Below are 13,830 nucleotides of genomic sequence, written 5' to 3' on the forward strand. Positions count from 1 at the left end.
CTTCAATCCAAACAAGCTTAAACGTTGCATGATCATAAAACTCTAGGCATCAACATAGTACCACAAATTACTTGCAGATGGTACTGGAGAAACGCCGATTGTGCCGCATATTTTCTGGATTTAAAAGCGAACCTATACATCAAACAGGCTCATGCTGTTATTCCAGCTGTCATTTAATGGAGGTTCGCGCAAATGAAAAAGAAATGGATTGGCGTCTTTACCGTGCTTGTAGCGGCCACGCTGCTAATTCCAACTGCACCTTTGTTTCTACCCCAAGGCAAGAAACCCGCTGCACCGGTCAAGAGCTTGTCTGTCGATCAGGAAAAGCAGCATAAGCTGCGCACGCTCAATCGCGATATGGAGGCCACTTCTTTTCTGTGCGTCTCCGAATGCACCAAAGAATTTTATAAGCTGATGGACACGAGCCAAGCTGGCAAAGCCGGAAAAACCGTGTCAGCCAAGCCCGTTATCAGCATGATGGACATGCATAAGCATATGTCCTACATCCGCTTGATGAACGGAGAGCGCAGCGTGCAGCGCGGGGCCATTCCATCAGATTCCGGCAAAAACGAAGTAGAAGCGGCCGCGGCCGCTGTCAAGCAGGGCAAGTCCTACGAATCCAAGCCGTTTGTCAATAAAAGCGGCAGCCGTTTCATCGTGCTCGGCGTTCCCCATAAAAAATACCGCGGCATGGGTGTCGTCGGCGTCATCAAGCAGGATATTGTCACACAGGTGGAGCGCCATCAGAAGCGCAATTTGCGGCTCGTCCCTTATCCGAACGAAGGCAATTACCGCATTGAGTCGGTTATTCCGAATACAAACCGTGATACAACGGTTCGGACCGGTGAAGACAATGGCAATGCCAGCCATTACCATGTGAAGGATGTTGTGGTCCATTTTGCCGAGAAGGTAACCGATGAGCAGCTTGAAAAAATGAAGCAATCCATTAACGCTGTTTCCGTCAACCAAATTAATCAGATTGATAATACCTATGTGTTCCGTTCCAAAAATATGGAAGCGAAGCAAATGAAGGAATATTTCAGCCGCTCCTGGAAAACGGAATATGTGGAGCCTCACTATTTATATATGACGAATGAAACAAATAATGACGGCGACAGCGGGGATGTCATTCCTAATGATGCGCTGTATGCCAAATACCAGTGGAATTTGCCTTCCATTGAAACAGAGAAAGGCTGGAAGCTGTCCCGAGGCAATGATCAAGTCATTGTAGCGGTGCTGGATACCGGTGTTCAATTGGATCATCCTGATCTGCAGGGCAAGCTGCTGGATGGCACCAACATTGTCGACAGCGAGGCTGCGCCAGATGACGATGTCGGTCATGGTACCCATGTAGCTGGCATCATCGGTGCGTCCGTCAACAATGGTGAGGGCGTAGCTGGCTTATCCTGGTACAACAAGGTGATGCCGGTCAAGGTGCTTGACAGCAGCGGTGCTGGCTCGACCTACTCTGTCGCTCAAGGGCTGATCTGGGCGACTGACCACGGCGCCAAGGTCATTAATATGAGCCTCGGCAATTATGCGCAGGCGGATTTTCTGCATGACGCGATTAAATATGCGTACGATCATGACGTTGTGCTGATTGCAGCCAGCGGCAATGACAATACCGATCGACCGGGCTATCCGGCTGCTTACCCGGAAGTATTCGCTGTTGCGGCAACGGATTCCGCACAGAAAAAAGCTTCTTTCTCCAACTATGGCGATTATATTGATGTGGCTGCACCGGGAGACAGCATTGCCAGCACGTATCCTGGCGGTCAATATGCGGCACTCTCCGGCACCTCGATGGCAAGTCCGCATGTTGCGGCATTAGCCGGGCTCATTCGCTCCGTCAATCCGGATTTGACGAATGAGGAAGTGATGGAAATTATGCGCAAATCGGCCGTCGATTTAGGCGACCCAGGGAAGGATGTTTATTTTGGCTACGGGGAAATTGACATTGACCGTGCGCTCAAAGCAGCAATGAACTTTAATACTGCGCTCCAGACGTACCCGGACAAGACGAAAAACCGTCTGAATTCCATTACGCGCAAATACGAGAAATAAGCTGCCGGGAGACTGACTAGGCACGGTCATGGCAATGGCGCAATGTCTGCTTGTAATCGGGCTGGCATAAAGGATTAAAAGCATGGCATTGAAGCAGCTCGTCCGCTTCCAGCCATGCTCTTTTTATCCTATTCCTATTCCTAACGTTTGGTGCTAAAACAGCTTCATCTGCTCGATCAAAACAGGGTTGAGCTCCTCTGCCTTCACCCCATATGGCGCAAAAAACTCGCCGACCAATCGGCGATGGCAATAGCGATGGTCATGGCAAAAACAGATCAGCACCACATGGCTGCCCTCCAGCAGCATGCGGTAAACTTGGCGAAGCGCCTCCAGCTTGCGATCAAATTGCAGCTCCGCAGCAAAACGTTCTTCATATTTCGGCCACCATGCGAAATCCGCCTCTTCTTTTCGTCCATCCAGCGAAAACTGGAATAAATCCTGCGACGGCGCCAACGCTTGGTACATGGCAACACCTTCAATATTTATCTCCGATCGCGTAATCATCAGCTTTGTCGCTGCGAAATTTATTTTTTTCAAGCCATTTAAATTGCTCGTATACAACTTGCCTGAAGGCAGCATGTGAATCAACCTCCTATGAAAATGCAAAAAAGAGATGCAGGGCCGTTAACTCCCGAAGGAACGTCCACTAACATCTCTATAATCGCAAATGACGATTTGTTCATTTAAGTTCGTTGCGGAAAGTTTGCCGTAAGCCGGGTTCTGTACTTTCAGTGGTGCAAACGGTGACGACCCTCCCACTAAGAAAGCGACAATCATCTATCTACGCCGCCTATTGCTAAGCGGCTCCAGCAACCAACCCGGACGTGCCTCAGGCTAAGGCCGCAGCTCGAAGCTGCAACGTCCTCTCGGTCTTGCTCCAGATGGGGTTTACCAGGAATACAGTCACCTGTACTCCTCGTGGTCTCTTACACCACGGTTCCACCCTTGCCTGTGCTGGCACGAAGCCAGCCATCGGCGGTCCATTTCTGTGGCACTATCCTTCAGCTCGCGCTGACTGGACGTTATCCAGCATCCTGCCTTGCGGAGCCCGGACTTTCCTCTCGCGGCAACAAGGCCGCCAGCGATTGTCTGTCAAACTTTCCGGTGCATCAATCAGTATACAAGGTATTGGCGTAAAGCTCAAGCTTGAATTGCTTATTAATAAATGGAACGCTGTATATATCCTGGAGCTATGCTGCAAAAAAAAGCAATTTTACTCCCTTTTATACAAATTGGAAAGGCTCGGTATGGATGACAGAGGCGAACGCCTTCGTGTCCGATTTGCGCGACTGCAGCTGCACATTAAGCCAATCGGCTGTGCGCTGCTTCATAATTTTTTCTACATTATGGCCGGGATCAATAATAGCGATGCCCGCAGCGAGTGCATCATGAGCGGTATGATAGTCAATATCGCCTGTAATAAGCACATCGGCACCAGCAAAAATCGCATGGCGTACGTAGCGCGCACCTGATCCGCCCAGCACAGCCACCTTGCGTACTTCACGGTCAGCATCCCCTACTACGCGAACAACGGGCACCTCGAATGCCTGCTTCACGCGCTCTGTAAGCTCTGCCAGCGTTACAGACTCGCTCAGCTTGCCTGCTCTGCCAAGCCCAACTGAACGCCCGGTTAAGTCGATTTCGTACAAATCATAAGCTACCTCATCGTAAGGATGGGCTTTCAGCATCGCCTGTACAGCTTTGCGCTTCAGGCTGTCAGGGACAACGACCTCAAGACGGACCTCTGCTGTTTTTTCCAGCTTGCCATGAGTCCCAATATACGGCGTCGTTCCTTCCCCAGGCAAAAACGTTCCCGTCCCTTCGGTTATAAAGCTGCAGCGGCTGTAATCGCCAATCTGGCCGCCTCCGGCGCTCCAGATCGCTTCCAGCACCTTTTCCTCATGTCCTTTGGGCACGAACACAACGAGCTTGTTCCATTGGTCTGTATGCACTTCCTCCAGACATACGCGCCCTTCCGGCTTGATGCCAACCAAATCAGCCATCCAATCGTTAATGCCGCCATCTGTTACGTCCAGATTGGTGTGGGAAATATAGACGGCAATATCATTTTTGATCAGCTTCTCATACAGCTTTCCTGCTGGCGTAGACGTGTCAAGCTTGGAAAGCGGGCGAAAAATAATCGCATGATGGGCAATAATCAGCTCTGCCCCCGCAGCAATCGCTTCGTCCACAACCTCGTCCGTCACGTCGAGAGCAACGAGAATATGGCTGATGGGCTTAGCCAGCGTTCCTAGCTGCAGCCCGATTTTATCATTTTCTACCGCATAATGCTTTGGAGCCAGCTGCTCCATTATTTGCACGACGGTGTGTCCATTGGCAAGCATGCGAGCACCTCCTTCATAATCGTCATTTCATGACGCAGCTGCGCCAGCTTTCCGGCTGCTTCCGGCTGCTCTGAAAGGGACAGGCTTTGACAGACGCGGTCCAGCTTTTCAAGCTCCGCCTGCCATTTTTGATGGAAAACGGGAATCGGCTTGCGCAGCAAAAAAGGCCCCAGCCGCACAAGCAGAGCAAAACGGATCTCCTCCGGCAAGGAGTCTGGCAATAAAGAGATGTCATAAACGTCAGCGTTATGCTCCTTGCTCTCCTGATCGCTTTGCTTCTGCGCATGGAGAACCTCGTAAATCTTTCCGTCTTCCTCCATAATCGTTTCGGCAAGCAGCGACCAGCCATGCTCAAGCAGCCAGCTTCTGACCCGGTCCTCGCCCACATTAGGCTGCAGCACCAGTTCTTTGACGCCTTCGAGCTTGCCGGCCTGATAGCCCGCCTCCAAAATATCGCTCATTAATGCGCCGCCCATCCCCGCAATCGTAACCGTGTCAACTTCCAGCGGCTCGATTACGGACAAGCCGTCTCCCTGGCGTACATCGAGCTTGTGAAGCAGCCCAACAGCCGCTCCCTGCCTGCGAGCCGCATCAAACGGTCCTTTATTAAGCTCTCCAGCAATCGCCGTAGGCACAATCCCTGCTTGCAGCAAATATACCGGCAGCTGCGCATGATCTGATCCTATATCAGCTATGCGCGAGCCCTCTGTTACATAACCCGCAATCGTTTGTAATCGGTTAGAAAGTTTCAACATTAAGCAACCCACACTATCCATTTTTTTCTCATCGCGAACAATAATACGCCGCCTAAGGCGATTTTAATAAGCAGCTGCAATTGCAGCCAATCTGTCTCCATCGTAAACAGCATCGCATACAGCTCCGGCATAAACCATACCAAAGCGCATGTTACGAACAATACAGCCGACACCGGCTTCGACCATTGATGCACAAACCAGCTGGCCCAGCCGAACAAGCCTGACAGCGGCAGCCAATAAAGCTGAATGCCATACCATGCCGGGGAGTCAGTCAAACGTGACAGCAGCCATGCATATACGAGCAGGGAAGCAACCCAGCCGCATAAATGCAAAATATGAATGCGAGCGCTGATGCCATAGACGATCCAAAAAACAGCACAGAACCCAAGCAGGCTAGCCTGCCAGTACCAGTCCTCGATGCCATGGAATTTTAGTATGTACATTCCTGCTCCAAGCATGAGCAGCATGCCTACCCCGCCAATTACAAGGCCAGTAGCTTCATTTCGTTTGCGTACCCGCTGGGAAATAATGAGAGAAATAACGACCGCCGCAGCGACGACCCCAATTTGCAATAAAGGATGAAAAGCGTTAAAATAAAGCACAACCAAGGAAATTAAGGTAAAAAACCCAAAAGTAAGGAGCCATTGTTTTCCCGATGCCTGCCCAACGGCCATGACCGCCTTACCGATTCCGCGCGAAGAAGCTTGCCTTCTTTTAGGATCTTCCTCTTGATCGGGATCCACATATAAATTAAGCAGGAAATCGCAATACTGCTGCGGCAGAAGCTTGCTTCTGCTCCAATAATCGATCTCTTTAACAATGGTCTGCCGACGCTCTTCATTCATTATGGGCTTATTCCTTTCAAGGGAACTTTATACCAACTTGTATTTTGAAAAAAAAGACCTTGCTGCTCGTTCATGCAGAAAGGTCCGATCGGGTAAAACATTATAGCCTGAATCGTGTTGTCAAACCTGCTTACCGTTCTAAGACACGATTTATTCGAGAAAATCCTTCAAGCGTTTGCTGCGGCTCGGATGACGCAATTTGCGCAGAGCCTTCGCCTCAATTTGCCGTATCCGCTCACGCGTTACGCCAAACACCTTGCCTACTTCTTCCAGCGTTCTTGTACGTCCGTCATCAAGACCGAAACGCAGACGCAATACGTTCTCTTCACGCTCGGTAAGCGTATCGAGCACATCCTCAAGCTGTTCCTTCAGCAGCTCATAAGCAGCTGCATCCGCAGGAGCAAGCGCCTCCTGATCTTCAATGAAATCACCAAGATGCGAATCGTCCTCTTCACCAATCGGCGTCTCAAGCGATACAGGCTCCTGTGCGATCTTCATAATTTCCCGAACTTTTTCCGTGCTCAGCTCCATCTCGGCAGCAATTTCTTCCGGTGATGGCTCGCGGCCCAGCTCTTGCAGCAATTGACGAGATACACGGATCAGCTTGTTGATCGTTTCCACCATATGGACTGGAATCCGAATCGTCCGCGCCTGATCGGCAATCGCCCGTGTAATCGCTTGGCGAATCCACCATGTCGCATACGTACTGAATTTAAAGCCCTTCAAGTGGTCAAACTTCTCAACCGCTTTAATCAGACCCATATTGCCCTCTTGAATCAAGTCAAGGAACAGCATGCCGCGTCCTACATAACGCTTGGCAATACTGACCACGAGACGTAGATTCGCTTCAGCCAGTCTGCGCTTAGCTTCCTCGTCGCCATTCTCGATTCTGCGTGCGAGTTCAATTTCGTCGTCAGCAGAAAGCAGCGGCACACGTCCGATTTCTTTCAAGTACATACGGACAGGGTCATTAATTTTAATGCCTGGCGGAAGCGCCAAATCATCATCAAAATTAAAGTCGTCCTGTTCTCTTTCCTGCTCTTCTCCACGATTATCAAGCGGATTATGACGCTCCTCATCATTTTCGTTGAGAACCTCAATCCCTTGATCATCCAGTTGCTCGAAAAACTCGTCTATCTGCTCCGGATCCTGGTCGAAAGGCGACAATTTCTCCATAATCTCTTTATAAGTTAGGGAGGATCTCTTCTTACCCTGTTCAATCAGCTGGTCCTTGACCTGATCCAGCTTTTGTTCAGCTTCCAATCCAGTATGCTGATCATTCGCCATATTCCGACTCCCTCCTCCCTAGAAACCCAGGCCTCTATCGTCCTTTAAGCTGTCTCTCTAGGGCATTAATCTCAGTGTGCATTTGCGCGGCTAACATATAATCCCCGGCACGTTCTGCCTGTACCGCTTCTTCCTTCTTAAGCTCAAGTTCCCTGAATGCGGGCACCTTGCTAATATCCTCGATATCAGCGGCTAATATGTCCTCGTCAAAAGGAACATCTTCCATCATTGAAATGGCTGCCGCTGCTCTCTCCAGGCGTTCATCCTGAAGCGAACCAATAAAGCGTCCGACATCTGGATCATGATCCTGCGCATAAAATGCGTACAAATAAGCAGCAAGCGCTGCATGATCCTCCACATTGAACGCTTCGCCAAGCCTGTCGTGCACCGCGAGCGCCGCTTCCCGGTCACGCATCATGACATGGAGCAGACGCCGTTCCGCCTTGATGTATGCGGGCAGCAAGGATGGAGGGCCCGAACTACGGCGATTTTCATTCCTACCATTATTCCACGAATTATCGTTATTATCCCCTTGCGGCTTCTTTTTTTGCAGCTCCAGCACTTTAGCTTGGCAGTCCTGCTTCAAAACGTCAAGTGGGAAATTAAACTCGCGGGACAACTCCTGTAAGTAAACCTCGCGTTCAATAGCGGAATCAAGATCTGCAACAATGCCAGCCGCTTCGAGCAAATAGTTTTTCCGGCCCTCTTCTGTTAGCAGTATATGGTTTTTCCTTGAATATATAAGCTTAAATTTTGTAGTGGTTGCCGCTCCGTCGATTGCTTCCCTAAGGAACGTATCCGGGCCGTATTCCTCAATATACTCATCGGGATCCTTGCCCTTCGGCAAAATAGATACTCTGACTCTAAGCTTGGCCTTCTCGAGCATCGGAATGGATTTCAAAGCAGCTGCTTGTCCGGCATCATCGCCGTCATAGCACAGGATAATCTCCTCCGCCTGCCTTCCGAGTATGGCACAATGCTCCTCAGTCAATGCTGTACCCATCGTGGCAACACCATTATTTACGCCTGCACTCCAGGATTTTATAACATCCATATACCCTTCAAACAGAACAACCTGTTTGCTCTTGCGAATAGCTGGTCTTGCATGGTGCAGATTGTAAAAAACTCGGCTCTTCGTGAACAGCATCGTCTCCGGGGAATTCAAATATTTAGGCTGACCGTCACCGATTACCCTTCCGCCGAAAGCGATCACCTTGCCATCACGATCCCATATCGGGAACATGATGCGGCTCCTGAAACGGTCGACATGACCGCTGCCATCATTTTTAGCCGATAACAAACCGCCCTTTTCCATTAAAACTGGGTCAAAATTTCTTGCGGTTAAAAATCGGTTAAGCGTGTCCCATTGGTCCGGCGCATACCCTATCATAAAGTGGTCGATCTGCTTTTCCCTGAGACCTCTATCAAGCAAATAGTCTTTAGCGATTTTGCCATGCTGTGTGTTATTCAATAGATAGTTATACAATTTCGCTGTCAACTGATGAGCTTCAATAATGGCTAAGCGGTCTAAGTCAACTTCTTCGCGCTGACCGCCCTCGGCGCCCGTCCAGGTTACAGGCATTCCTGCTTCCTCAGCGAGCACTCTGACCGCCTCTGGAAAAGAGTAGCCTTCGATCTCTTCCACGAATCGTATGACATGTCCGGTCTTACCGCAACCGTAACAATGGAAAATTTGCAGCTCTGGCGTGACCGTAAACGATGGGGTCTTCTCAGAGTGGAAAGGGCATAACCCTTTCATATATTTGCCGTGCTTCGTGAGATGAACATACTTCCCGACTGTCTCTACGATGTCATAATGACGGCGTACCGCATCTATGACCTCCTCCGGTATTTTATTACCGTATGTCATCGTTCATCACCTTCATCCTAAGTAACACGTAAATAATATTCGCTAAATGTCATGTTTCTCCTGCTCGCTTTGCAAAACTTTTGTCATCTTTTGTTGAAATCGATCTCGATCTTCCGTTGTCATGGCTTTCGGGCCCTTGGATTTACCGCCGCTGCGCCTGCGTTTAGCTTGTTCATGACGGCGCTCCATCAAATAATCGATGTTGTCATCCGTATATTGCTCGCCGCGCGGCGAAAGGACAAGCGCCCCCTTGCCAAGCGCAATACAAGCGAGACCGAAATCCTGTGTAACAACGACATCGCCTTTCAGCAAATGATTGACGATATACATGTCTACGGAATCTTTCCCCGCCTCCACCTGTATAACTGAAACGCCATCTTCGGCTTCAAGGTGGTGATCATAGGAGGAGACCATCAGCACAGGCAGCGAGAAGCTTCGGGCAATTTGCTTAATTTCCGCTTTGACAGGACAAGCATCGCCATCAACGATAATAGTAGGCTTTGTTATAGGAATAACGAATCACCGCTCGTTTCTTCTCTAGAATATCGCTTAGGTGAAGCGAATATGCTCCATAATCAAGCTTGCTGTTTCTTCGACCGCACGATGGGATACATCAATAATGACACAGCCCAGCTGCTTCATGATGGATTCCGCATAAAGCAGCTCCTTCTCGATGCGATCCGTCGCCGCGTATGATGCACTGTTCGGCAGCCCAAGCGCCTTGAGCCGTTCTTTGCGAATAATGTTCAAATAGGGCACGCCAATCGTCAACCCCACAATTTTCGCCTTCGGAACATTAAACAGCTCTGCGGGCGGCTTGAGCTCCGGCACGAGCGGGATGTTCGCCACCTTGTATTTCTGATGGGCCAAATACATCGATAGCGGCGTCTTAGATGTCCGGGATACGCCAATGAGCACAATATCGGCCTTCAGCACACCCGAAGGATCTTTCGCATCATCGTAACGCACAGCAAATTCAACAGCATCCACTTTGCGGAAGTAGTTTTCATCCAGCACATGGTTCAGTCCCGGCTCTTGCCGTGATTGTTGTCCCGTCTTCACTTCAAGACTTTGGATAAGCGGGCCGAGCAGATCTATTGACACCGTGTCATACTGTTCTGCCAGCCTGCCCATCGCCTCGCGCAAATGCGGGATGACGAGCGTAAACAACACAATTGCGCCAGCTTCCTGAGCCTGACGGACTACCCGTTCAAGCCCCGCTACATCCGTAATGAAGGGCGCTCTGCGAATATCCGTCTGAATCGGATGAAACTGGGCGACGGCGGCTCTTACCACGAGTTCGCCCGTATCGCCAGCTGCATCCGATACGACATAAATAATGACATCTGTCATCGGTTTTGTCATGTTTTATCATCCTCCCCTTCTTAGTTAGAAGTTATTTCGAAGATGAACGATTCATTGATTGCTCCGGTTATTCTCTGCGCCCGCTTATGACCAGACGAGCTTCGAATAATCCGCCACAACCGCTATATCTTCTGCAATTAAAGAGAGGGTCGCCAAACGGTTAGCGCGTACCTTCTCATCTTCCGCCATAACCATAACCGCATCGAAATACGTATTAATCGGCGCTTTCAGCGCAGCTAGCTTAGCTGCAGCGTCGGCAATTTCCCCTCCGGCAACTGCTTGCTGGAACGATGCATGAACCGCCTGCCACTCCTTATACAGCGCGGATTCCGCTGGTTCTGCAAACAAAGCTTCGTCTACAACTTTAGTCGTTGCTTTGGCGGCCAAATTGCTGACGCGATTGAAAGCATCCACAATCAGCTTGAATGCTGCGCGGTCCTCGCCTGAGGCTTGCGCATTCAACAGAGCTGCGCGCTCCACTGTCAAGAGCAGATTGTTAAAGCCTGCACCCATTACAGCATCTACAACGTCATAACGAATCGCTTGCTCGGACAGCACGTTTTTCACACGAAGCGCCAAAAATTCCGTTAAATCCTTGCGTACTTCATCTGCACTGCGCTTCATGCCTCTAGCCTCATGAACCTCAAGCGCCGCATCAAACAAGTCGCTAAGCTGCAAATTCAAACGCTGTGCCAAAATAATCTGCACGACGCCAGCCGCTTGACGGCGAAGAGCGTAAGGATCCTGGGATCCTGTAGGAATAATGCCGATGGAGAAGCAGCCAACAATCGTATCCAATTTATCCGCAAGGCTTACAACGGCGCCAGTTATCGAGGCCGGTGCACGATCTCCAGCAAAGCGCGGCTGGTAATGCTCATTAATGGCAGCTGCAACTGTCTCGTTCTCGCCTGCTTTCCGAGCATAATCCTCACCCATAATGCCCTGCAGCTCTGGAAACTCGCCGACCATTTGGGTAACGAGGTCGAACTTGCAAATATCCGCCGTCCGGCTAATATGCGCTGCGGTACCCGCATCCACCTGCAATTTTGCTGCAAGCAAATCAGCCAAAGCTCTGATACGGCCTACTTTATTAGCAACCGTTCCTAGCTCCTCGTGATATACGATGTTTTCAAGCTTGGCAAGCGCGTCGCCAATGGCCAGCTTCTGATCCTCTTCATAAAAGAACTTCGCATCAGAAAGACGGGCGCGAAGCACCTTTTCATTGCCTTTTGCTACAACGTCAATTTTGTTCCGGTCGCCGTTGCGCACCGTTACAAAATAAGGGAGCAGCTGTCCTTTGCCATCCAGCACCGGGAAATACCGCTGATGCTCACGCATCGACGTAATGAGCACATCCTGCGGAATGTTGAGGAATTCGGGATCAAATGTACCGTAAAGCACATTCGGAATTTCCACAAGGAAGAGCACTTCCTCCAGCAAATCCTGATTGATGGCAATCTCCCAGTTTTGCTCCTTCGCCAGCTGCTCAATTTGAGCGACGATAATTTGTTCCCGCTCTTCTACATCGACGATGACATGCTGCTCGCGCAAACGTTCTTTGTACACCGCAGGCTCTGTCACAGTCGTCTCTGCGCCGAGGAAACGATGTCCTCTGCTGCTGTTGCCGCTGCGCACGCCTGTAATTTCAAAGGGTACAACATCTTGGCCATAAAGAGCCAATAACCATTTTATCGGCCGAATGAACTTCAAATCGTAGCTTCCCCAACGCATATTTTTCGGAAACGACATGGAGGTAATTAAATTCGTCAAGCCTTCGGACAATACAGCAGCCGTATCGATACCGATGCTGCTTTTGTTCGCATATACATATTCTACCCCTGCCAGCTCCTGAAAATAAAGCTGCTCCGGCTCCGCGCCTTGACTGCGTGCAAAGCCAAGCGCCGCTTTGCTCCAGTTGCCCTGGTCATCCTGGGCAATTTTGCGGGAAGGGCCTTTTACCTGCTCATTAACATCCGCCTGCTTCTCTTCAACACCTTGCACCAGAACAGCAAGTCTGCGCGGCGTAGCATATGCTTGTACATCTTGATGAGCGATACGCGATTCCGCAAGCCATTTTACCAGCTTCTCCTTAAGCTGATTCATAGCCCCTCTTACAAATCTTGCAGGAACTTCCTCCAAACCGATTTCCAGCAATAAATCTTTAGCCATTACGCCTCGCTCCTTTCTTTCAGCATCGGGAATCCAAGGCGCTCGCGCTCTTCCAAATAAGTCGCAGCCACTTGACGTGCCAAATTTCTCACGCGCATAATGTAGCCTGTCCGTTCCGTCACGCTGATGGCGCCGCGCGCATCCAGCTGATTGAACGCATGCGAGCATTTCAGCACATAGTCATAGGCCGGGAACACGAGATTATGCTCCATCGTCTTCTTAGCTTCCTCTTCGTACATATTAAATAATGAGAACAGCATCGCTGTATCCGAAGTCTCAAACGTATATTTGGAATGCTCATATTCCGGCTGCTTGAACACATCGCCGTACGTTACGCCGTCAACCCATTCGAGATCAAACACATTTTCTTTGTCCTGAATATAGGAAGCAAGACGCTCCATGCCGTATGTAATTTCCACGGCTACCGGACTTGCATCAAGGCCACCCACCTGCTGGAAATAAGTAAACTGCGTAATTTCCATGCCATCGAGCCATACTTCCCAGCCAAGTCCCCATGCGCCAAGCGTCGGCGCTTCCCAGTTATCCTCAACGAAGCGAATGTCATGATCTTTCGGATCGATGCCAAGGCGAGTAAGGCTCTCCAAATAAAGCTCTTGAATATTGTCTGGCGACGGCTTCAAAATAACTTGAAACTGGTGATGCTGATACAGCCTGTTCGGATTTTCACCATAACGGCCATCGTTCGGACGTCGAGAAGGCTCCACATAAGCTACATTCCAAGGCTCAGGCCCAATGGAGCGTAAAAACGTCATAGGATTCATCGTGCCTGCGCCTTTCTCTACATCGTAAGGCTGCACCAAAATACAATTTTGCTCGGCCCAGAACTGCTGCAGCGTTAATATCATGCTTTGAAAGTTCATACCTTTTCCGCTCCTTTTTTTGCTTTTGCAATTTCACCAGCGGCGGCAGTCTCAAGGGAACGCAAAAACTCTCGCCTCTACGTCTGCCGCCAGACATAGGGACGAGAGCTGATCTCCCGCGGTTCCACCCTACTTGGCTTTCTTGGATGCAGCAACAATAACCAGTTAATCGTACACTAGTTCTTCTCTACTTGCTGCGCAAGAAAACCCGCTTTCTTAAACGCGACTCCGGAGTGCCCTTTCGCTGCT

The 13,830-nt window shown here is 50.0% G+C and carries 11 protein-coding genes and 1 other RNA gene; 1 reads left to right on the forward strand and 11 read right to left on the reverse strand.

Features of this window, described 5'->3' with window-relative positions; genetic code table 11:
• Positions 1-192: 192 nt before the first annotated feature.
• Positions 193-2,064 (forward strand): S8 family peptidase, encoded by a 1,872-nt coding sequence (locus ASF12_RS02865; protein ID WP_056029273.1) that lies wholly within the window; start codon positions 193-195, stop codon positions 2,062-2,064.
• Positions 2,065-2,217: 153 nt separating this feature from the next.
• Here the strand turns inward: ASF12_RS02865 and ASF12_RS02870 are convergent, their stop codons facing one another.
• The 11 genes from ASF12_RS02870 to glyQ form a co-directional block, all read right to left on the reverse strand.
• Positions 2,218-2,643, reverse strand: coding sequence for a DUF488 family protein, N3 subclade (locus ASF12_RS02870; protein ID WP_056029275.1), 426 nt, complete (start codon positions 2,641-2,643; stop codon positions 2,218-2,220).
• 115 nt (positions 2,644-2,758) lie between these two features.
• Positions 2,759-3,165: RNase P RNA component class A (rnpB, locus tag ASF12_RS09305), an RNA gene on the reverse strand.
• Positions 3,166-3,287: 122 nt separating this feature from the next.
• Positions 3,288-4,409 carry a Nif3-like dinuclear metal center hexameric protein gene (locus ASF12_RS02875; RefSeq protein ID WP_056029278.1) on the reverse strand — a complete coding sequence of 374 codons (1,122 nt, stop codon included), beginning with the start codon at positions 4,407-4,409 and terminating at the stop codon, positions 3,288-3,290.
• Positions 4,376-5,164, reverse strand: coding sequence for a tRNA (adenine(22)-N(1))-methyltransferase (locus tag ASF12_RS02880; protein ID WP_056029281.1), 789 nt, complete (start codon positions 5,162-5,164; stop codon positions 4,376-4,378). Before ASF12_RS02880 ends, ASF12_RS02875 begins: the two co-directional genes overlap by 34 nt.
• Positions 5,164-6,009 (reverse strand): hypothetical protein, encoded by an 846-nt coding sequence (locus ASF12_RS02885; RefSeq protein ID WP_056029284.1) that lies wholly within the window; start codon positions 6,007-6,009, stop codon positions 5,164-5,166. Before ASF12_RS02885 ends, ASF12_RS02880 begins: the two co-directional genes overlap by 1 nt.
• Before the next feature lie 150 nt (positions 6,010-6,159).
• A complete protein-coding gene (gene rpoD, locus ASF12_RS02890) occupies positions 6,160-7,296 on the reverse strand; it encodes an RNA polymerase sigma factor RpoD (protein ID WP_046229898.1) in 1,137 nt (378 codons plus the stop codon).
• A 34-nt stretch (positions 7,297-7,330) separates the two neighbouring features.
• Positions 7,331-9,166, reverse strand: coding sequence for a DNA primase (gene dnaG / locus ASF12_RS02895; RefSeq protein WP_056029286.1), 1,836 nt, complete (start codon positions 9,164-9,166; stop codon positions 7,331-7,333).
• Between the two features lie 42 nt (positions 9,167-9,208).
• Positions 9,209-9,673: a YaiI/YqxD family protein gene (locus ASF12_RS02900; protein WP_442952510.1), complete on the reverse strand. Its 465-nt coding sequence runs from the start codon at positions 9,671-9,673 to the stop codon at positions 9,209-9,211.
• Between the two features lie 42 nt (positions 9,674-9,715).
• The gene (locus tag ASF12_RS02905) at positions 9,716-10,531 is read right to left on the reverse strand and encodes a pyruvate, water dikinase regulatory protein (RefSeq protein WP_056029292.1); all 816 of its coding nucleotides are present in this window, start codon (positions 10,529-10,531) and stop codon (positions 9,716-9,718) included.
• 84 nt (positions 10,532-10,615) lie between these two features.
• A complete protein-coding gene (glyS, locus tag ASF12_RS02910) occupies positions 10,616-12,700 on the reverse strand; it encodes a glycine--tRNA ligase subunit beta (RefSeq protein WP_056029295.1) in 2,085 nt (694 codons plus the stop codon).
• Positions 12,700-13,581 carry a glycine--tRNA ligase subunit alpha gene (glyQ, locus tag ASF12_RS02915; protein ID WP_046229903.1) on the reverse strand — a complete coding sequence of 294 codons (882 nt, stop codon included), beginning with the start codon at positions 13,579-13,581 and terminating at the stop codon, positions 12,700-12,702. Before glyQ ends, glyS begins: the two co-directional genes overlap by 1 nt.
• Positions 13,582-13,830 lie beyond the last annotated feature (249 nt).

The sequence above is a fragment of the Paenibacillus sp. Leaf72 genome, assembly GCF_001422685.1.
Lineage (GTDB): Bacteria > Bacillota > Bacilli > Paenibacillales > Paenibacillaceae > Pristimantibacillus.

Coding starts and splice junctions, on each gene's coding strand:
- ASF12_RS02880 (WP_056029281.1), bottom strand. CDS start 5,164: ATGTTGAAACTTTCTAACCGATTACAAACGATTGCGGGTTATGTAACA.
- ASF12_RS02865 (WP_056029273.1), top strand. CDS start 193: ATGAAAAAGAAATGGATTGGCGTCTTTACCGTGCTTGTAGCGGCCACG.
- dnaG (WP_056029286.1), bottom strand. CDS start 9,166: ATGACATACGGTAATAAAATACCGGAGGAGGTCATAGATGCGGTACGC.
- ASF12_RS02905 (WP_056029292.1), bottom strand. CDS start 10,531: ATGACAAAACCGATGACAGATGTCATTATTTATGTCGTATCGGATGCA.
- ASF12_RS02870 (WP_056029275.1), bottom strand. CDS start 2,643: ATGCTGCCTTCAGGCAAGTTGTATACGAGCAATTTAAATGGCTTGAAA.
- glyS (WP_056029295.1), bottom strand. CDS start 12,700: ATGGCTAAAGATTTATTGCTGGAAATCGGTTTGGAGGAAGTTCCTGCA.
- ASF12_RS02875 (WP_056029278.1), bottom strand. CDS start 4,409: ATGCTTGCCAATGGACACACCGTCGTGCAAATAATGGAGCAGCTGGCT.
- glyQ (WP_046229903.1), bottom strand. CDS start 13,581: ATGAACTTTCAAAGCATGATATTAACGCTGCAGCAGTTCTGGGCCGAG.
- ASF12_RS02885 (WP_056029284.1), bottom strand. CDS start 6,009: ATGAATGAAGAGCGTCGGCAGACCATTGTTAAAGAGATCGATTATTGG.
- rpoD (WP_046229898.1), bottom strand. CDS start 7,296: ATGGCGAATGATCAGCATACTGGATTGGAAGCTGAACAAAAGCTGGAT.